General features: G+C 45.6%; 20 protein-coding genes. All 20 read right to left on the reverse strand.

Annotated elements, in window-relative coordinates; all coding sequences use genetic code 11:
- Nucleotides 1–39: 39 nt before the first annotated feature.
- Nucleotides 40–405, reverse strand: a complete 366-nt coding sequence (cccA, locus tag N288_RS16975; protein ID WP_009791414.1) for a cytochrome c550 — start codon at nt 403–405, stop codon at nt 40–42.
- 194 nt (nt 406–599) lie between these two features.
- A complete protein-coding gene (locus N288_RS16980) occupies nt 600–1739 on the reverse strand; it encodes an acyl-CoA dehydrogenase family protein (RefSeq protein WP_009791412.1) in 1140 nt (379 codons plus the stop codon).
- A 96-nt stretch (nt 1740–1835) separates the two neighbouring features.
- A complete protein-coding gene (locus tag N288_RS16985) occupies nt 1836–2357 on the reverse strand; it encodes a hypothetical protein (protein ID WP_035401200.1) in 522 nt (173 codons plus the stop codon).
- Between the two features lie 96 nt (nt 2358–2453).
- Entirely contained in the window at nt 2454–3578 is a 1125-nt protein-coding gene (rpoD, locus tag N288_RS16990; RefSeq protein ID WP_009791410.1) for an RNA polymerase sigma factor RpoD, read from the reverse strand.
- A gap of 48 nt (nt 3579–3626) precedes the next feature.
- Nucleotides 3627–5438 carry a DNA primase gene (gene dnaG, locus N288_RS16995; protein ID WP_009791409.1) on the reverse strand — a complete coding sequence of 604 codons (1812 nt, stop codon included), beginning with the start codon at nt 5436–5438 and terminating at the stop codon, nt 3627–3629.
- A gap of 45 nt (nt 5439–5483) precedes the next feature.
- Nucleotides 5484–5951 (reverse strand): YaiI/YqxD family protein, encoded by a 468-nt coding sequence (locus N288_RS17000; protein WP_224951682.1) that lies wholly within the window; start codon nt 5949–5951, stop codon nt 5484–5486.
- 278 nt (nt 5952–6229) lie between these two features.
- Nucleotides 6230–7048, reverse strand: coding sequence for a pyruvate, water dikinase regulatory protein (locus N288_RS17005; RefSeq protein WP_009791407.1), 819 nt, complete (start codon nt 7046–7048; stop codon nt 6230–6232).
- 24 nt (nt 7049–7072) lie between these two features.
- Entirely contained in the window at nt 7073–7705 is a 633-nt protein-coding gene (locus N288_RS17010) for a helix-turn-helix transcriptional regulator (RefSeq protein ID WP_009791406.1), read from the reverse strand.
- A gap of 188 nt (nt 7706–7893) precedes the next feature.
- On the reverse strand, nt 7894–9966 hold the full coding sequence (glyS, locus tag N288_RS17015) for a glycine--tRNA ligase subunit beta (protein WP_009791405.1): 2073 nt from the start codon (nt 9964–9966) through the stop codon (nt 7894–7896).
- Entirely contained in the window at nt 9953–10849 is an 897-nt protein-coding gene (gene glyQ, locus N288_RS17020) for a glycine--tRNA ligase subunit alpha (RefSeq protein WP_022544204.1), read from the reverse strand. Before glyQ ends, glyS begins: the two co-directional genes overlap by 14 nt.
- 799 nt (nt 10850–11648) lie before the next feature.
- Entirely contained in the window at nt 11649–12410 is a 762-nt protein-coding gene (gene recO, locus N288_RS17025) for a DNA repair protein RecO (RefSeq protein WP_009791403.1), read from the reverse strand.
- Nucleotides 12411–12439: 29 nt separating this feature from the next.
- Nucleotides 12440–12583, reverse strand: a complete 144-nt coding sequence (locus tag N288_RS24820) for a YqzL family protein (protein ID WP_009791402.1) — start codon at nt 12581–12583, stop codon at nt 12440–12442.
- A 156-nt stretch (nt 12584–12739) separates the two neighbouring features.
- Nucleotides 12740–13669, reverse strand: a complete 930-nt coding sequence (gene era, locus N288_RS17030) for a GTPase Era (protein WP_009791401.1) — start codon at nt 13667–13669, stop codon at nt 12740–12742.
- Nucleotides 13662–14060, reverse strand: coding sequence for a cytidine deaminase (locus N288_RS17035; RefSeq protein ID WP_009791400.1), 399 nt, complete (start codon nt 14058–14060; stop codon nt 13662–13664). Before N288_RS17035 ends, era begins: the two co-directional genes overlap by 8 nt.
- A gap of 312 nt (nt 14061–14372) precedes the next feature.
- Nucleotides 14373–14768 (reverse strand): diacylglycerol kinase family protein, encoded by a 396-nt coding sequence (locus tag N288_RS17040; protein ID WP_009791399.1) that lies wholly within the window; start codon nt 14766–14768, stop codon nt 14373–14375.
- Nucleotides 14746–15216, reverse strand: coding sequence for an rRNA maturation RNase YbeY (gene ybeY / locus N288_RS17045; protein WP_009791398.1), 471 nt, complete (start codon nt 15214–15216; stop codon nt 14746–14748). The genes N288_RS17040 and ybeY overlap by 23 nt, the downstream gene beginning before the upstream one ends.
- Nucleotides 15213–17393 (reverse strand): HD family phosphohydrolase, encoded by a 2181-nt coding sequence (locus N288_RS17050; RefSeq protein WP_022544205.1) that lies wholly within the window; start codon nt 17391–17393, stop codon nt 15213–15215. Before N288_RS17050 ends, ybeY begins: the two co-directional genes overlap by 4 nt.
- 194 nt (nt 17394–17587) lie before the next feature.
- A complete protein-coding gene (locus N288_RS17055; protein ID WP_009791396.1) occupies nt 17588–18550 on the reverse strand; it encodes a PhoH family protein in 963 nt (320 codons plus the stop codon).
- Nucleotides 18547–19740 carry a sporulation protein YqfD gene (gene yqfD / locus N288_RS17060; protein ID WP_009791395.1) on the reverse strand — a complete coding sequence of 398 codons (1194 nt, stop codon included), beginning with the start codon at nt 19738–19740 and terminating at the stop codon, nt 18547–18549. Before yqfD ends, N288_RS17055 begins: the two co-directional genes overlap by 4 nt.
- A 70-nt stretch (nt 19741–19810) precedes the next feature.
- On the reverse strand, nt 19811–20095 hold the full coding sequence (yqfC, locus tag N288_RS17065) for a sporulation protein YqfC (RefSeq protein WP_022544206.1): 285 nt from the start codon (nt 20093–20095) through the stop codon (nt 19811–19813).
- Nucleotides 20096–20151: the final 56 nt, after the last annotated feature.

Raw genomic sequence — 20151 nt, forward strand, 5'->3', positions numbered from 1 at the left:
AAAGCCTTTCAAAAGAAAGGCTTTTCTTTAACTGTCACATTATTTCAGGCCTGCCAGCCATTCAGCCATTTCGCCTGCTTTTTCCTGCGGAACAAGCCCTGGCGGCATGGATCCTTTACCGTTAACAACGATGTCAGCGATTTCATCCTGTGAATAGCGGTCGCCAACGCCTGTCAAAGCAGGACCTACCCCACCCTGATACTGGTCGCCGTGGCAGCCGATACAGGTTTGTTTATAAATGTCTTCCGGGTTGGCTGCAACCTCTTCAGTCTGTTCTTCTCCGCCGCCTTCCTGCTCAGCCGCAAGGTCCTTAGCATCGCCCAGCCCTTTGAAGGAAACGAGGAACATAGCTCCAATGCCTAGCACAGCAATCAAAAGAAACGGAATTAATGGATTTCGGTTCATGTTTTAACCTCCCTTATGTAAGAACATCTCAGTCAAGTATATTATATAATACAAACAATCTCTATTTTACTTGAAAACCCCTGGAAGGAAAAGCCCTAAACTGAACTTTGTCACAGTATGTTCGAAATTGGAAGATTCCGCCTCTGTTTTGCCAGCTAAATTAAAAAGCTCCATATAAATGGAGCCAGTTGTCCTTAACAGCCGATCTGCCGCGCAATCACCATACGCTGTATCTCTGATGTCCCCTCTCCGATTTCCGTCAGCTTTCCATCTCTCATATAGCGTTCTACATGATAGTCCTTCATATAGCCATAGCCCCCATGGATCTGGACTGCCTGGTCAGCCACTTCCATGCAGATTTCCGATGCATACAGCTTGCACATGGACGCTTCTTTCGTAAATGGCTTTCCCTGGTCCTTGAGCCATGCTGCTTTATAGACCATATTCCGGGCAAGCTCGATTTTCATCGCCATATCAGCGAGCTTGAACTGGATAGCCTGGAACTGGGACAGAGAGCGGCCAAACTGAGTCCTCTCTTTTGCATACTGCAATGCTTTTTCATAAGCAGCCTGGGCGATTCCGACAGCCATGGCGCCTATCCCTATCCGGCCTCCATCCAATGTAATCAGGAATTGCTTGAAACCTTCGCCTTTTTTGCCGAGCAAGTGCTCAGTCGGCACACGCACATCTTCCATCACAAGCTCTGTGGTATTAGAAGCATTAAGCCCCATTTTTTCGTAATTATCGATCACCTTGAACCCTTCTGCATCTGTCGGCACAATGATGGCGCTGATTTCTTTATCCGCCCCGCTTCCCCCCGTGACCGCTGTAATGGCCAGATGCTTTGCATAGCTCGCATTTGTAATATAACATTTGCTGCCATTTATGATGAACTCCCCATCTTTTTCTGCCGCGCTCGTCCTTGTACCGCCTGCGTCTGATCCCGCGTTAGGCTCTGTAAGCCCAAAAGCCCCGAATGATTCTCCAGTGCAGATCGGAACCAGATACTGTTGCTTTTGCTCTTCAGTCCCAAAAAGATAAAGGGGGGCCCCGCCAAGGGAAATATGGGCTGAATAAGTGATCCCCGTCGAACCGCATGCCCTGCTGAGCTCTTCAGTCACAATGGCAAAACTGACTGTATCAGCCCCTCCGCCGCCGTATTCTTCAGGGAATGGCAGCCCCATCACACCCATATTAGATAATTTGTTAAATATTTCTTTAGGGAATTCTTTCGTCCTGTCCCTTTCCAGTGCACCGGGAGCAACTTCTTCATCAGCAAACTCCCTGATCATTTTCAGAATCATATTTTGTTCGGCAGTCAATTCAAAATTCATGCAAATCCCCCTCGAAGTTTTGTATACGCTTTCATTACCATTATACGAGGAAGGAATTAATTTTCTCAACATTTAAAAACTTTAAAATTTAATTTATTATATGAAAATAGAAATAACAATGATGATGAGTCCTACCAGGCCGGATATTCCAAAATAGTGCTGACGGAATTTCCAGGCAGCCGCAATCCAAAGCAGACAATTAAGCATTAAAGCTCCATACAAGGCTGTATTATGATGCGGGAAAAAATGAGATGCCATTTCAACCGATATCAAAAGCAATATTAAAGCCGAAACAGCGAGAGGCAGTTGCGGCGCAATTCCTTTATTAGTAAAATAAATAGCAAGAGAAACTCCAGTAATTGTAAAAAAAATCAGAAGGCCCATTTGCAAAATGAAAGATAATTCAGTAAAATAAATGAATAACAGCGACAGAGGAATCAGCAGCAAGAGAATGATATTGAGAAAATAAAACCCTTTTGCCTTTCGAGCTTTATCCTTCGGCCGATTCCCTTCTGTATACAAAGCAAGCAGATAATCACAATAATGCTCAGGAAGCATGCGATTATCCTTCCAGTATAAAATTTCTTTTACAATCATGTCTTTTCTCGCTCTATCCATATCCACCCATCCCGTCCGGAAATCCAAAGGCATTTTTTTCAAAAAAAATAGTTTACCTCTATTTTAAGAAGTAAACTATTTTCTGACAATGTTTTTTTATTCGAGGAAGTCTTTAAGCCGCTTGCTTCGGCTTGGATGCCTCAGTTTGCGAAGTGCTTTCGCCTCGATTTGGCGGATACGCTCCCTGGTTACGCCGAAGACCTTTCCGACCTCTTCCAGAGTGCGCGTACGCCCGTCATCAAGCCCGAAACGCAGCCTCAGGACATTTTCCTCACGGTCTGTAAGCGTATCAAGGACGTCTTCAAGCTGTTCTTTCAGGAGCTCATATGCAGCATGCTCAGATGGCGAAGTCGCATCCTGGTCTTCAATGAAGTCGCCGAGGTGAGAGTCATCTTCTTCCCCAATCGGTGTTTCAAGTGAAACAGGCTCCTGGGCAATCTTAAGAATCTCCCTGACCTTATCCGGTGTCAGATCCATGTCTTCTGCAATTTCTTCCGGAGTCGGTTCGCGGCCGAGATCCTGGAGAAGCTGACGCTGCACCCTGATAAGCTTATTGATTGTTTCCACCATATGGACAGGGATCCTGATCGTCCTTGCCTGGTCGGCAATCGCCCTTGTAATGGCCTGGCGGATCCACCATGTTGCATACGTACTGAATTTGTAGCCTTTACGGTAATCGAATTTCTCAACTGCCTTGATCAGGCCCATATTCCCTTCCTGGATCAGGTCAAGGAACAGCATGCCCCTTCCGACATACCTTTTGGCAATGCTGACTACGAGCCTCAGGTTGGCTTCCGCCAGCCTTCTCTTTGCCTCTTCGTCGCCTTCCTCGATCCGCTTGGCCAGGGAAATTTCCTCCTGTGCAGAAAGAAGATCCACACGCCCGATTTCTTTCAGGTACATGCGGACGGGATCATTAATTTTAACTCCTGGAGGAACGCTTAAATCGTTTAAATCAAATTCCTCTTCACCCTTGGCAAGCTCCTGGACATTAGGGTCCGCATCATCGTTGTCGCCGACAAGCTCTACCCCCTGATCTCCAAGAAACTCATAAAACTCATCCATCTGATCGGAATCCAATTCAAAGTTGGAAAGCCTTTCCGCGATATCGTCATATGCGAGCACCCCGGTTTTCTTTCCTACTTCCGTTAACTGTTCCTTCACTTGCTCCATGGTCAACTCTGAATCAACCTCTTTTGAACGGGCTGACTTTTCAGCCATAAGTCCCCCTCCTTCCAAAAATCACAAACCAGTCGTATAAAAGCTTATCTATAGCAATTTACGCAGTTGAATAATTTCCATTGCAATCGATGCAGCCCTTGCAAAGTCATTCTGCCGTTCGGCTTCCTTCCCTTCAGCCTGCTTTTCCTTTATCATTAACATCTTTTGATAATTCAACACCTGCTTAATATAGTCATTGAGCTCCTGCTCAGTCAGCTCATCATTAACCGACATCATCTCGATATCCGCAATGATCCGCTTAAGCTTTGCATCTTCAACGAAATTTAAGAAGGCACTTGGATCGGGGCTATTCCCCTTTTCGTAAAAAGCAAATAAATAAGTAATGATAGCCTGATGATCATCAATGTTAAAGGTGCTGCCTCCGAGAAGCTCCTGGACTTTATAAGCAGTATCGCTGTTTCTCAGCATATGGGCAATCAATCTTCTTTCAGCTGTATGAAAAGCAGGCTTGAGCGAATCCTGGCGCCGTGAAACGATCATATGCTTCTTTTGTGCTGGGGCAGAACTGCCCTGGTTTTTTCGTTTCTCGGCAAAGTATATCTGCTTTTGCTCCTGCTTCAGCGCTTCCAGTGACAGAGAAAATTCATTAGCCAGCTGGCGCATGTAATGATCTCTTTCAACAGCCTTATCAAGAAGGCTGATTTCCTTAAGTACTTCTTCTATATATAGAAGCCGATCTCCTTCATCCTGGAGCTTTTTGCCCCTTCTATAATAAAGAAACTTGAACGCCATGTGGGTAATGCTGGACTCGATTACATCATTGCGAAACTTTTCAGCTCCGTGCTGTTTGATGTAGTCATCCGGGTCCATGCCATCAGGCAGCATGGCAACCTTGATGCCGCAGCCAGCCTCAGACAGCATTTTAGCGGCTTTAAAGGCCGCCTCTATTCCGGCATTATCCGAATCATAGCAAATGGTGACAGACTCAGTATTTCTCCTGAGCATTGCAACATGTTCAGGCGTCAATGCAGTCCCCATTGTGGCAACCCCGTTCTCAACAGAAGAACGGTCTGCAGCAATAACATCCGCGAACCCTTCAAAAAGGACCGCCTGGTGTGTCTTGCGGATTGCCGGTCTTGCCAGGTGGAAATTATACAAGATTTTACTTTTATTAAAGATTGCTGTCTCCGGACTGTTCAGATATTTGGGCTCATTTCCGGCCCCGAGCGATCTTCCGGAAAAAGCAATCGTGTTTCCTTTGCGGTCAAAGATCGGAAACATGATCCGATCGCGGAAGCGGTCAAAATAACTGCCATCTCTGTCCCTTTTGATGATAAGCCCAGCTCTTTCCATGAATTCAGGATTGAATTTCCTTTTTACAAGGAACTTGCAAACAAAATCCCATGAATCCAGGGAATAACCGATCTGGAACTTCTCAATCGACTCTTTGGTAAAGCCTCTGTCAAGCAAATACTCCAGTGCGTGCTGGCCATCCTTTGTGTTCATTAACAAATGATGGTAAAATTTCCGGAGAAGCTCATGCGCCTCTATCATCTGCTGGAGATTTTCGGGCAGCGAGCTCTGCTTTGCGGATGCGGCTTCAATATCAAGCTGAATCCCCGCTCTTTCTGCAAGTTTGACAGCAGCTTCCTGAAAAGAATAGCCTTCATGCTCCATCAGGAACGAAAACACATTCCCTCCGGCTCCGCAACCAAAGCAATGGTAAATCTGCTTTTCCGGGGAAACAGAAAAAGATGGCGAGTTTTCTCCATGGAATGGACATAAGCCAAAATAGTTCCGCCCCTGTTTCTTGAGCTGAACATGATCACCGATTACATCGGCAATGTCTGTAGCCTGCCGGATTTCATCCAGTTTCGCTTCGGAAATTCGCTCTGCCATGAGAACAACTCCAATTTTACTTATGAGGTATTCGTGATAAAAAAGCTATTTTCCTGCAAGATTCGACAAAATCTTTGTCAATTGCTTCACAAACCTGCTCCGGTCTTCCTGGGTGAAAGGCTTAGGGCCTTTTCCATATTGCCCCCGGCGCCTTGCTTTGGCACTGAGATACCTCATATCCAGAGCTGTATGGATATGCTCTTCTTCGTATAAGGTTCCCCTGGGAGAAAGAACATAAACCCCTTTAGGCAGCAGCGTTGAGGCTAGGCCGATATCCTGTGTGACTGCAACGTCCCCCTTTTTCACATGATTCATGATGAACAGATCTGCTGCTTCTTTGCTTGAATCAACAAACTTCCAGACAGCCCCGCCAAAGTCATTTACCATATGTGCGTAGGAAGCGACGAAAACCGGTTCGATTTCAAAGCCTTTGGCAATTTCGACAATTTCCATCTTAACAGGACAAGAATCAGCGTCAACCAGGATGCTTCTTTTCCCTAATGTACTAGTAATTCTACATCACTCCGCATATTCCTTCTTTAATAGAGCAACTTTTCATAAGAGATTCATGTCGAATTTTTTTTAGATGCCTGCCTTGACTTCTCACAATAAATAGTTTATTCGTTATGTGGTAAGTCTAAACCTAATGATGAATATTTTTATCACAATTTTTTATTATAGTGCATAAAAGTCAGTTTTGCCATTATTTTTTACTGTACAGCCCTAATTTTCTCATTAACCGGAATGTACTGCCTAAAATTAGAAAAAGCACATATTCACAAGAGTATGTGCTACTTTGCAGAAATATTTCTCCGGTAAAGGTCAAAAATGACGTTTGCCGTTTCTTCCACTGCCTTATTTGTAACATCGACCACAGGACATCCGATCCTGGTTACAATCTGGTCAAAATAGCTGATCTCGCTTTTGATCCGTTCAAGATTGGCATAGCTGGCATTATCGCTCAAACCGAGTGAAATGAGCCTTTCCCTCCTGATATTATTCAGCTTTTCAGGGCTTATTTTTAAGCCAAAGCACTTGGAAGGCGATACCTGGAACAGCTCTTCAGGCGGATCAACTTCCGGAACGAGCGGGACATTCGCGACTTTAAGCCGCTTGTGTGCGAGATATTGGGATAAAGGCGTCTTCGAGGTCCTTGAAACGCCGACAAGAACAATATCAGCCTTAAGGATTCCCCGTGGATCGCGGCCGTCATCATACTGCACAGCAAACTCGATTGCTTCCACCTTTTTAAAATAGTCATCATCCAGCTTCCTGACAAGGCCCGGCTCATACAAGGGGGTTTCCCCGCAGATCGACTGGATCCTGTCCATCAATGGCCCGATGATGTCGATCGCATAAATATTTTCCCTGGCTGCTGCTTCTGCCATATAACTACGGATTTCAGGCTTTACCAATGTAAAAGCAATCATTCCCTGGTCCATTTTCGCGAGCGATAATACCTCATCGATATTAAATTTATCTTCAACATAAGGAAATCTTTTTATTGTCAGATCGCTGCCATTGAACTGGCTGATGGCCGCTTTCGTCACTAATTCTGCTGTTTCCCCCACTGAATCGGAAACAACATAGATGATCGGCACTGTACCCATTGCTCATCCATCCTCTCTTCTAAATCACCTTTGTTCTGCAAGAGCAAGGAACGCCCTTGTCAAATTGGTCTTTGTGATCCTGCCTGTTACTTCAAAGCCCTTATCGGTTTCTTTCACGACCGGCAAAGCGTCTATCTGTTTTTCGATCAGCAGATTGGCTATTTCAATCAGCAGATCGTCTTTTTTGCAGGTTGTAATATTAGGCATCCTCGTCATGATGATATTTACCGGAAGGGCTGTGAGCTCTTGATTTCCGATGCTTGCCCTCAGCAGGTCCTTCCTGGACAAGACGCCGACCAGCAGAGAAGATTGATCGACAACGAATAATGTACCGACATCCTCCAGGAACATCGTAACTATCGCATCATAGACCGATACATTTTCATTCACGACCACCGGGATGGACTGATAATCCTTCACCAGCAGCTTCTGCAGGCTTTCAGTCAGAAGCTGGGCACCTGTCTTGCCAGTATAAAAATAGCCTACCCTCGGCCTTGCATCCAGATAGCCCGCCATGGTTAATATGGCCAGATCAGGCCTTAAGGTTGCCCTTGTCAGGTTCAGCCTCTCTGCAATATGTTCACCTGTGATTGGTCCATTTTCTTTCACGATATCCAATATTAATTCTTGTCTTTTATTAAGCTCTATTGTCCTCACCACCTTGCTTGCCAGCTAATAATGTTATACTTTTATAAAAATATTATATACTATTTGCTATAAATGAAAAGAATGTTTTAACATTTAACCTGGCATATAGGAAAAAATTTCAAAGAGCCTGTCGGAATTTTTGACAGGCTCTCTGCATAATCATATCTTTTAGCAAGCTAAAAAGCAAAAATTACTTCTTACTTGACTACTATTTCGTTTACCTTGGCAAATGCCTGGATCAGTGATGCGATTTCGGCCATCATGCTTAAACGGTTTTCCTTCAAAGCAGTGTTATCGGCCATGACCATTGTATTTTCGAAATAGGCACCGATCTCAGGTCTCATAGATACGAGCAGCATATAGTATTCTTCCTCTTCAACACCATTGCCGATCTTTGCGGAAACTTCAAGGAAACGGCTGTACAGCTCCGTTTCTTCCTTATTTTCAAAAAGCCCCTGATCAACTGCTGCAGGGTGTTCTGCTTTGGAAGCAATATTCAGCACACGGCTCAAAGCCTCCATGCTCTCTTTAAAACCGTCTTCTCCTTTGTGGGCATTCAATACTTCCGCTCTCTTAATTAAAGAAGCCATTGAACCGATCTTTCCTGATAAAACGGCATCAATAATATCGTAGCGGATGCTGCGCTCCTGCAGAGTATGCTTGATGCGGAGTTTAAAGAAGGACAGCAGTTCATCATATACCTGCTCTTCCTCTTTCTTTCCGACGCCTGACTCTTTGACAAGTGCAAGCGACTTCTTGATCACTTCTTCAAGCTCAAGCTTCCATCCCTTAACAGCGAGGATCTGGACGATGCCTGCTGCCTGCCTTCTTAAAGCGTATGGATCCTGCGAGCCGCTTGGAATCATGCCAATTGCAAAGAAGGAAGAAATCGTATCCAATTTCTCTGCAACTGCAAGGACTGCACCTTCATTGCTTTCAGGTGCAGAATCCTCTGCATTCCGCGGCATATAATGCTCATTGATGGCTTTAGCAACAGCGGCATCCTCACCTTTTTGGGCAGCATATTTTTCACCCATGAAGCCCTGCAATTCAGGGAACTCATATACCATCTGTGATACCAGATCAAACTTGCTGATTTCTGCGGCACGGTCAACCGTTTTCTTTTCTTCAGGATTGAGGGAAAGCGATTCTGCCAGCTCATTGGCAAGCTTTCTAACTCGTTCAACTTTCTCAGCAAGGGTACCGATCTCCTCATGGTAGACGATGCTGCCGAGCTTCTGAAGCGCTGACTCAATATCCATCTTCTGGTCTTCCTGGTAAAAGAAAGCTGCATCAGCGAGTCTGGCGCGAAGCACTTTCTCGTTCCCCTTTGCCACTTGTTCAAGGTGGTTATGGTCACCATTGCGCACAGTGACAAAGTAAGGCAGCAGCTTTCCTTCTGCAGACTTGACAGGGAAATAGCGCTGGTGCTCTTTCATGCTAGTGATCAGCACTTCCTCAGGAATTTCAAGAAACTCCTCCTCAAATTTTCCGAAGAGCGCCGTTGGATACTCGACAAGGTTTGTTACTTCCTCCAGCAGATCCTCATCCACTGGAATCACCCAGTTATTTTCCTCTGCCAAGCGTTCAATCTGGCTGCGGATCCCACTTTTTCTTTCTTCTGCATTGACAAGGACAAACTGGCCAAGCAGGCTTTTTTCGTATTCTGCAGGCTCAGTGAGCTCCACCTTTTCCCCAAGAAAACGATGACCGAGAGTCCAGTTGGATGCAGGCACCCCGGCTATTTCAAACGGGATTACATCTTGGCCGAAAAGAGCCATAATCCATTTAATCGGCCTTACATACCTCATATCCCTGTCTGCCCAGCGCATATTTTTAGGGAAAGTAAGGCTTTCCGTGATATCCTTCAGCTCCGGCAGGATAGAAGCAGTCTCGGCTCCTTTAATGAACTTATTTACATGTGCATATTCAATGCCATTTATTTCTTTAAAATAAATATCATCCACGTCCATGCCCTGGCCCCGGGAAAAGCCGATCGCAGCCTTTGACCACTCTCCAGCCTCATTCTGGGCAATTTTTCTGGCCGGACCTTTCGCCTCTTCATGGATATCCTCCTGTGTTTCACTAACATCCTTTACAAGAACAGCAAGACGGCGGGGAGTTGAAAAGGCGCTGATGCCTCCGTGCGGCACCTTCTTTTCCTCCAGCCACTTTTCCACTTTGGAAGCAAGCTGGTTGATGGAATCTGTTACAAATCTTGCCGGCATTTCCTCAAGGCCGATTTCAAGCAATAAATCACGCTTCGCCATTTTCAATCTCTCCCTTCCGCTGTAAAATCGGGAAGCCTAATTTTTCCCGTTCTTCATAGAATGTTTTTGCGACCTTCCGCGCCAGGTTCCGGCAGCGTCCAATATAACCGGTCCTTTCTGTTACAGAGATGGCTCCCCTCGCATCAAGCAGGTTGAAAACATGGGAGCATTTCAGCACATAATCATATGCCGGATGAACCAAACCTTCTTCCATCTGCCTGTGGGCTTCTTTTTCATAAATATTAAACAAGTTAAAAAGCATATCCGGATCAGAGGTTTCAAATGTGTACTTGGAATGCTCATATTCAGGCTGCAGGAAGATGTCCCTTACAGTAAAGCCTTCAGTCCACTCAAGATCAAAGACATTCTCTTTATCCTGGATATACGAAGCAAGACGCTCGATTCCGTATGTGATTTCCACAGAAACAGGCTTACATTCAATGCCGCCAACCTGCTGGAAATAGGTGAATTGCGTAATTTCCATTCCATCAAGCCACACTTCCCAGCCTAATCCGGCACATCCCAGGGAAGGATTCTCCCAGTTATCCTCCACAAACCGGATATCATGCTCCAAAGGATTAATTCCAAGGGCGCGAAGAGAATCCAGATACAGTTCCTGGATATTGTCAGGAGACGGCTTCATGATCACCTGGAATTGATGGTGCTGATAAAGGCGGTTTGGATTTTCGCCATATCTTCCATCCGCCGGGCGGCGTGAAGGCTCTACATAGGCCACATTCCATGGCTCAGGCCCAATTGCACGCAAAAACGTGTACGGGCTCATCGTTCCTGCACCTTTCTCGACATCATAAGCCTGCATAAGGATGCAGCCCTGCTCTGACCAGTGCTTTTGCAAAGTCAGAATCATATTTTGAATATTCATCCTGGCACCTCCAATAGGTATTTGTGTAATCAGAGCATTGGGAAAAAGCACAAAAAAACTCCCATCCCTATGCTCCAAAAAGCATAGGGACGAGAGTTACCCGCGGTTCCACCCTATTTGCTGCCATTCAATGCAGCCACCTTATGTGCCCAAAGCACGCAATCCGCTCAGGAACGCCCTTCATCCAACACCCATAATCCGGCTCACACCATCCCGGACTCGCTTCTACAGATCATTCGGACTACTTCTTTCCTTCATAGCAGAACTATTAATTATTGAGAATCATAAAACAAAACAAAATAAAAGTCAATGCAGAAAAGCGGAAGGCGTTTGCTCAGCCCCGACAAGCTTAAGACGAGCAGAGCGGAAGGTTGTTCTTTAACCTTCTGATCTGATTGGCTTAAGACTCGAGGGGCTAACGCCTGCAGCTGGACAATATCGAAAAGCGGAAGGCGTTTGCTGTCAAGGAACGCAGACTAAAAACGCCACGTCCTGTGGCAACGTCTGCATGACCCGCGTCCTGCGGGCCTCAAGCATAAGACGAGCCGGACGGGAGGTTGTTCTTTAACCTCCCGGCCGGATTGGCTTATGACTCGAGCCAATGGCCCCTGCAGCTGGACAATCGAAATGCGGAAAAGCCTTGTTCAGGCCCGACAAGCTTAAGACGCCTAAGGATGGAAGGCGTTCTTTGCCTTCTGTCCTTAGGTGGCTTAAGACTCGAGGGCCTAAGCTTTCCAACTGACAATCGAAACGCGGAGGGGGCCTGTATCGGAGAATGACTGTGAGCTCCCCTCAGGCATTATCCTTTTTCAAAGAAACCGCCCATCTTATCCATCTGGTCCAGGAACTTTCTGGTTTTCAGACTGAGGCCGGAGTATTCATTATAGTAGGCTGAGATAATTTTTTTCAGTTCCGCTTTGGTTTCCGGCTTTACTGATATATTCCCAAGCCTCGACAAATCAAAATAATAAAAAAGGCGCAGGAGTTTTAAAGCTGCCGGCGAAATCTTATAGTGGTACGGGTCTTTCTCCAGACAGCGGTGGCAAATGAGACCGCCCTCCCTGATGGAAAAAGAAAAATGCCCATCAGTGCTTCCGCAGACAGAGCATTTATCCAGGACCGGATAAAGTCCAAGGGAATTGAGCATTTTCATTTCGTAAATATTCACCATGATTTCAGGATCATAGCCTTCGTTCATATAATTCAAAGTCTGGTGAAGCAGTTCGAAATGGAACGGATTCGGCTTCTTCTCTTCGACTGTTTTATCAGTCAGATCCACAATATAGCTGGCATATGCCGTCAGGAAGATATCCTCCCTGATCGAGCGCATGGAGGAGACCATTTCCCCCTGCTGCATAAGCCCCAGCCCGCTGCTTCTCTGAACGAGGAAGTAGCCATAAGTAAAAGGCTGGGTGACAGCCGAAAGCCTGCTGTTAGGCTTTTTTGCACCTCTGGCCATCACGCCAACCTTACCCCATTCCCGGGTATAAAGAGTAACTATTTTATTGGATTCACCATAATTGACTGTTCTCAATACGATTCCTTCGCATTTTTCAAACACTTATGCCACCATCCCTGCAAGAGACAAACCTATGAGATGGGAAAATCAACTTCTGCTAGTTCATGTTCACTGCTTCCGGGCAAATCCTGAGTTTCTTTTTCAAGCTCCTTAAAAAGAAGATATGTGTCAATATTACCTGTCTGCTTGAAGACCTTCCAGGTAAAATCCAACATTGGAAACCCCACCTTTCAATTTTTAACTAGCAATTATTAATTCCATACCTTTATCATAGCCTGTCATTAGAAAATCATAAGACGTAATAATTGTTAATAAAAAGTCTGCATAATTCCAGTTGAGGTGAAATAGGTTAGTTATGGCTGAATCGCCCTTTAATATTCATCATCTCTGAATCCGAAATCACGCAGCTGGCTCATTTTGTTGCGCCAATCCTTCTGCACCTTTACCCATAGTTCCAGATAGACCTTCGAGCCCAGCAGATTTTCAATATCTGTCCTGGCCCGCTTGCCGATTTCCTTGAGCATAGCGCCCTGCTTCCCAATGACAATCCCTTTTTGGGAATCGCGTTCTACAATGACAGTAGCCATCACATTTATGACATCCTTGTCTTCGCGCCTCTCCATCTTGTCAATCACTACAGCAAGGGAATGCGGAATCTCCTCCCTGGTCAAGTGCAAAGCCTTTTCCCTGATCAGCTCGGATACAATGAACCTTTCAGGATGGTCTGTCACCTGGTCAGCCGGATAGAATTGCGGCCCTTCCGGTATATACTGCTTGATCTGCTCCAGCAGCGTATCCACATTGTTCCCTTCCAGCGCTGATATCGGGATGATTTCCTTAAAGCCGTATTTCTCTTTATAGGATTCAATGATGGAAAAAAGCTTATCAGGGTGAATCTGATCAATTTTATTTATGACAAGGAAGATGGGAGTCTTCACATTCTGAAATTTCTCGATGATGAACTCCTCGCCGCGGCCGAAGCCTTCTTCGGCATTCACCATAAACAGGATAAGGTCCACTTCTTTCAGCGTATTCTGCGCTATCTTCATCATAAAGTCGCCCAGCTTATGCTTTGGCTTGTGGATCCCTGGTGTATCAATGAATATAAACTGAGCATCATTGGTTGTAAGCACACCCTGTACCTTATTCCTCGTGGTTTGGGGCTTATCGCTCATGATGGCGATTTTCTGGCCAATGACTCTGTTCAAGAATGTTGATTTACCAACATTAGGCCGTCCGATAATAGATATAAATCCAGATTTATGAGTTTGTTCGCGATTGCTATTCCATTCTTTATTCATTAAGGTCCTCCGGTGAAAAAGCTCCAGGCAGCAGCTCTTCTACTGTTAATTCATTTATATCCCCTTTTAAATTCGCCAAAACCACTTTCATCGTATTTGGGCATAATTCTGAAATAACCTGGCGGCAGGCTCCGCATGGAGGAACCGGACGCTCTGTATCAGCTACAACTGCCATTGCTGTATATTTTTTGTCTCCTTCGGAATATGCTTTGAAAAGTGCAGTGCGCTCAGCACAATTGCACATGCTGTATGCCGCGTTCTCAATATTGCAGCCATGGTATATTTTACCGTCTTCAGTCAGAAGGGCTGCTCCCACCGGGAAATTGGAGTATGGCACATATGCTTTGTCCCTTGCTTTTTTTGCTTCTTCAATCAACACTTCCGTCTTCATCAGTCATTCTTCCTTTCGAAGGAGGGGAGTATTCTCCTTCTTATATTTTACCTTATTTTTGCAAGATTTTCATTGATTGTAGCAAAATCGTAATAAAAAATTTGAATTTTCCAAAAATGGACACACTATCTCAATACATGCTCTGTCATTTTAACCAAATCAGACAGCGTTTTCAAGAAAGCCCAAAATCCATTCCCGCTTTTCTTTTATAAAATTACAGGCAAGTTTGTAAATATCAGTATTTGATTGTACATACGGTTTCATTTCATTATTTTCCCTAATTTAAAAAAGAACGGCATGCTGGAGCCGCTCCTACTGAAAAAGTGACCATATCTTCGGGAGGAATATCATTGCACCGAGTGCTGCCGACGCAAAAGCAAACACCAGCACAGCCCCTGCTGCAGCATCCTTGGCCTGCTTTGCCAGCGGGTGCCATTCTTCTGTTGACAGATCCACAGCTCTTTCAATGCTTGTGTTGATCAGTTCCAGCGCAAACATCCCGGCAATGGCCAATATGATGAACATCCACTCGATCCGGCTTAAGGAAAAGCCGGCGCCTGCTGCAATGACCACAGCTGATGAAAGGGCATGAATCCTCATATTCCTTTCCTGCTTCAGTGAATTGCCGATACCGGCAAAAGCTGCAGCAAAAACAGGCCACAAGCCTTTCCCGGCACCCGGCTTCTTATCGCGTGAGCCCGTACTCATCAAGGATGTCCTTCTGTCTGCCGAACATTTCTCTTTCTTCCTCATCTGTTTCATGGTCATATCCAAGAAGATGGAGGAATCCGTGAACAGCAAGGAAACCCAGCTCGCGTTCAAAAGAGTGTCCATATTCACCGGCCTGTTCTTCTGTCCTCTGAATTGATATGATGATATCGCCGAGCACCCTTGGAATACCTTCCCCGGCAATTTCTGTTTCTCCTTCCCCAAGCTCTTCCATGGCAAAGGAAATAACATCAGTAGGTTTGTCTTTATCGCGGTACTCCCTGTTTATTTCCTGGATACGGTCATTCGTTACAAAGGTTACGGACAATTCCGAACCAGCTTCAACATTTTCCTTTTCTGCTGCAAAATTCAGCAGCTTTTCAACCTGTTCAATATGGCTGCTTTTTACTTCATTTGTTTCATCCAAAAAATCAATATTTAAGCTCATGCTTGCTTCACCTTCTGTTTCGTGGATTCTGGATATTCTATTCTGGAATGGAAGATCCCCTTTAGAGTTTCACAAAAAGTGTGTGCAACGATTTCCAATTCCTTCAGTGTTAAGTCACATTCGTTCAGCTGTTCATCCTGAAGCCTGTCTGAGATGATATTCCTGACAAGCCCTTCAATTTGTTCAGGTGTCGGATTGGACATGGACCTGACCGCTGCCTCGACACTGTCGGCAATGCCGATGACGGCGATTTCCTTTGACTGTGCTTTTGGCCCCGGATAACGATAGTCCTCTTCATTGATATCCATACCGTTTTGTTTGGCCTTATGGTAGAAATATTTGAGCAAAGAGGTGCCATGGTGCTGTTCGGCAATATCGACGATTTCCTTCGGCATTTTGTGCTTTCTCAGCATTTCAGCTCCGTCGACCGCATGGGCAATAATGATATTTTTGCTTGTCTGCGGCGGCAGCCTGTCATGCGGGTTTTCGATATTCATTTGATTCTCAATAAAAAAATGCGGTCTCTTTGTCTTCCCGATATCATGATAATAGCAGCCTACCCTGGCAAGGAGGCCATTTGCCCCGATTGCTTCACATGCTGACTCAGCCAGATTTGCCACCATTACACTATGATGGTAGGTCCCCGGCGCCTCAGTCAGGATTTTGCGGAGCAGCGGATGGTTCGGGTTTGACAGCTCAATCAGCCGCATGGCGGAAAGGATGCCAAAGCTCCCCTCAAAGAACGGAAGCAGGCCGATGGCCAGCACAGATGAAGCCACACCGGAGATCAATGCTGTCACTAAGTGGAAGCTGTATTCAACCGCCTCGAAATGAGTATTTCTAAGCAGCATGAGGGCGATGATCACAACAAGGTTCACCCCTGCTGCAAACAGCCCTGCCTGAAGAATCTTGGACCTGTTGTTTTGCTTGTTTAAGAATAATATACCCGCAAAGCCTGAGCAAATGATATAGATGCCCATATTTATATTCAATGTTCCGGCAGTGCCTTCATTGAACATGACGCTTCCGCAGATGGCAAGGACTATCGTAATCAGAATGGCAAGCCTTTCATTGATCAGGATTCTGATCAGCATGGCTGCCATTGCAGCCGGAAATATAAAGCCAATTTCCGGATACTGGAGCAGCTGCAGGAGGCTTACGCATTTCATCAGCAAAAGCGAAAGGATGAAAATCAGGCTGAACAGCAGGAGGTAATTCTGTTTCAGCTCCTTTTGAACATTCAGCTCATAAAAGTAATAATAGAGTGCAGCCAGAATGATGGCTACAATCAGGCCCAGCCCCAGAAACGGCTGTATGCTTTTCTGGTTGTCCAGAAGCCCTGTAAGCTCCAGCTGCCTGTAGATTTCCCTGTTGATCAGCTGGCGCTCTTCCGCGATGATCTGGCCTTGGAGGATTTTGACCGGTTCTACATTCTCTACTGCCTGCTGCCTGAGTTCTTCAGTCGCAGCCGGGTCATAAAATTCGTTCTGGATGACAGCATATCTGCCAAGCTCAATAGCCGAGCTTCTCAAATTCGTGCTCAGACTGGTATATTTCAGCTCTTCCTCCACCCTCTTTTTGCTGTTTTCAACTTCATCAGCAGGGATTTTACTGCCCATCACATTGTTGATCGCCGTTACAGTAAGGTCCCTTGCAATCGTAAGCTCGTCCTTGGACGCCTGCAGAAGCGGTGACAGGACCGCATCAGAGACTTCCTTCGTCACATTATCTGTCAGCTTTTCCTTGAGCATTTTCAGTTTTTCCGAAGAAGAAGGCGGAACATATGCAGTTTCCTGTTCTCCATCACCCTGTTCATTACCGCTTTGTGCCGCTTCCTCGCTTATCTCTTCGTTAACTTCCGCTGCGGAATCAAATATGGAAGTGATCAGATCGACACGGTTCTGATTGATTTCCTTTTTGACTATGTATACATCGGTCACCTGGTCGGCGGCCGCCTTCTTTTCCTTCTCGGTGTTCGCCTTGTCTTCTATTGTAATCGGTGAGCGGATTGTCTGTTCAGCCACAGAAAATAGGCTTATGTCGAGCTTTTCGGGCTTTACATTGCTGAACATGGCGGCATATAGTACGATGCCGAGCAGAAGAAATAAGACGACTCTAAAGAATGTCATATCCAACAGGTTTCTGACCTTTGCCAACTGGCGCTGTAATTTTTCCATGCTTCCCCCTCCTATCCAGGCATAAGCAGGGCCGGATAAGCTCACATTTAATTTGAACTACGATTATGTAAAATGATAACAGTTTTTCCGTCAAGTTTCACCCTCTATTCACATCAACTTGGCGAAACAGAGGGTTTGCCTGCCGGCAGGTCCTTTTCAGACAGAATAAAAACCGCCCACCAGGACGGTTTTTATTATTGGTCTGTTTTTTCGTAAGCTGAAATAATCCGGGCTACAAGCGGATGGCGGACGACATCGCTTTGCTCCAGGTAAGAGAAGGAAATTCCTTTTACAGCAGACAGGATATCTTCTGAAGCAATCAGCCCGGAACGGACTCCCTTCGGAAGGTCGACCTGTGTACGGTCACCGGTGATGACCATCTTGGAGCCGAAGCCCAGCCTGGTCAGGAACATTTTCATCTGAGCCTGTGTTGTATTCTGTGCTTCGTCAAGAATGACAAATGCATCATCAAGCGTACGGCCCCTCATATAGGCAAGGGGGGCTATTTCAATGGTACCCCTCTCGATCAGCCTTTGAGTATGTTCGGCGCCAAGGATGTCATGCAGGGCATCGTAAAGCGGCCGCAGGTAAGGATCGACCTTTTCTTTCAGATCCCCAGGAAGGAAGCCAAGGCTTTCGCCTGCTTCAACAGCCGGCCTGGTCAGGATTATTCTCTTTACATTCCCATTTTTCAATGCATTGACTGCCATCACAACAGCCAGATAGGTCTTGCCTGTACCTGCAGGGCCAATTCCAAATACCAGATCATTTGTTTTAATCGCATTTATATATTGGCGCTGCCCAAGCGTTTTTACCCTAATGGACTTGCCTTTTGCATTCTTCGTTATTTCCTCTTCATACAGGTCGCTGAAATATTCAAGTGTGCCTTTTTTGGCCATCTGGATACTGTACATAACATCCCTGCCGCTGATATTGATTCCTTTGCGGATCACATAAATGAGTTTGTCCAGGATTTGGCCGGCAAGCTCGACAGCATCTGCCTCGCCGGACACGAAAATCGTTTCTCCCCGTGTGACGACAGACACATTCAGTTCCTGTTCGATTATTTTCAGGTTGGCATCCGAATTCCCGATCAGTGCTATTGCTTCATTAGGATCTTCCAGATGAACATTCATGGTTTTTAAGTCTTCTGTCATTCTGTGTCTCCTTGGATAATGGATTGTCCTTCTGCAATATTCTCAATAATTTGGAAATGTATTGCTATAAATACTTTACCATTCTCTACGGATTGGTGCAAAATTTTTTCTCCCTTGATCTTAGCATCCTCACTCAAGCTGTTTTTTATATCTTTTCTGGCCAAATCTTTTGCCACTTCAAAGGCTTCCTCATTGGAGTAAATCCTTGTAACGGTTTCACTTTCCCGCATGGTCCTGCTTGTAAAGCCGAGAGGGAGGGTCCATTTCAGGAATTTAATGTCCTTTCTGTTCTCTTCTATCTCATATTCACTGAATTCCGGTTTGCCAAACCCCCAGACAGGAATTGAAAAATTTCCTATGTCAAAATAATATTTCCTTTTTTCTCCTCCGCTGAACACCTGGAGGGTGCTCTTAAGCGGAAGTTTCACCTCGGATTTATACCAGGTCTCCCCCCAGATTTCCCCTTTTGCCGGTACCGTCTGTGTTTGGTCGTCCTGGCCGATGATGCCTGAAACCAGAAGCTGGCCTGGGATGACATGGTCATTTACGCTGACAACAGGCTTGCCTTCTTCCACGAACATGTCCAAAATCACAGCCTTCTTTTTGGCAACCAGGTGTCTTGGGCTCAAAAGCTCCGGCTTATCCGGCTCGTTTTTCTCCACCACCTGGAAGTGGTAGGTTGTCCCCTTGAGCTCCACACCTACCCAGGTGATCTCATCCACTTCGTTGGATAGCTCACGCTGGATTCCTTCTACATTTTTGACAAAAAACTGAAGTTTACCTTTGCGGATGCCCATTTCGTCAAGCTGCCTGCGGATTTTATATTCAGTAGCAGGATCTGCCCCTTTGATTTCAATTCCCCATACCATATTGGACAAAAGGATCAGGATAACAAGGAAAGAGGCGGCACCAAAAAGAAAACCGCTGTTTTTGAGACTTCTTTTCAGCAGAAAGGGCAGGCCTGCTCGATGAAGGAATTCAATCCTGCATCCGCTCTTCCTTACTGACGCACGGAGCCGCTTTACGTCAGTCAGCTTTATTTTAAAGGTAACCGCTTGCTCTCCATGCCTTTTTACCTGCCAGACCATGATGCCGTTCCTGGTCAGTGAGTTGATCAGCCGTTCAATGCCGGAGCCCGCAGCCTTTACAGTGATTATTCCAGAATAAAAAGCAATCCATTGATTCTTCATTTTCCTTCCCTCCGGATCTCTTTTTCAGCCAGCCCTGCGGTTCAAAAGAATCACCGCATGGCACTGGCCATTATTCGTCTATATACTGCACCTGGTCGATTTTGCCTTCCAGCAGTATCTCTTCAGGGAGTATGGTCTTAATGACAAAGGTGCTTCCTTTGATGAGCAGCTGCCCTTGCTTGAGCAGAAGCCTGAGCTCTTTATCACTAAAAGCAATCAGTCCGCGGTGGTTCTCAATATATATATGAATTTGCCCAATCATTGTTATCCGGGGTAAATCCATCATGACATCTTGAGGAAGCTCCATTTGGTTGGTCATCCAGCTGCGAATGTATTGTCCCCACTTTTTAGCCATAAAAAAAAGAACCCCCTTTCATCTCATATGTATGAGATGGAAGAAGGTTCTAGCAC

Origin of the sequence: Bacillus infantis NRRL B-14911 (assembly GCF_000473245.1) — a bacterium.
GTDB classification, from domain to species: domain Bacteria; phylum Bacillota; class Bacilli; order Bacillales; family Cytobacillaceae; genus Bacillus_AB; species Bacillus_AB infantis.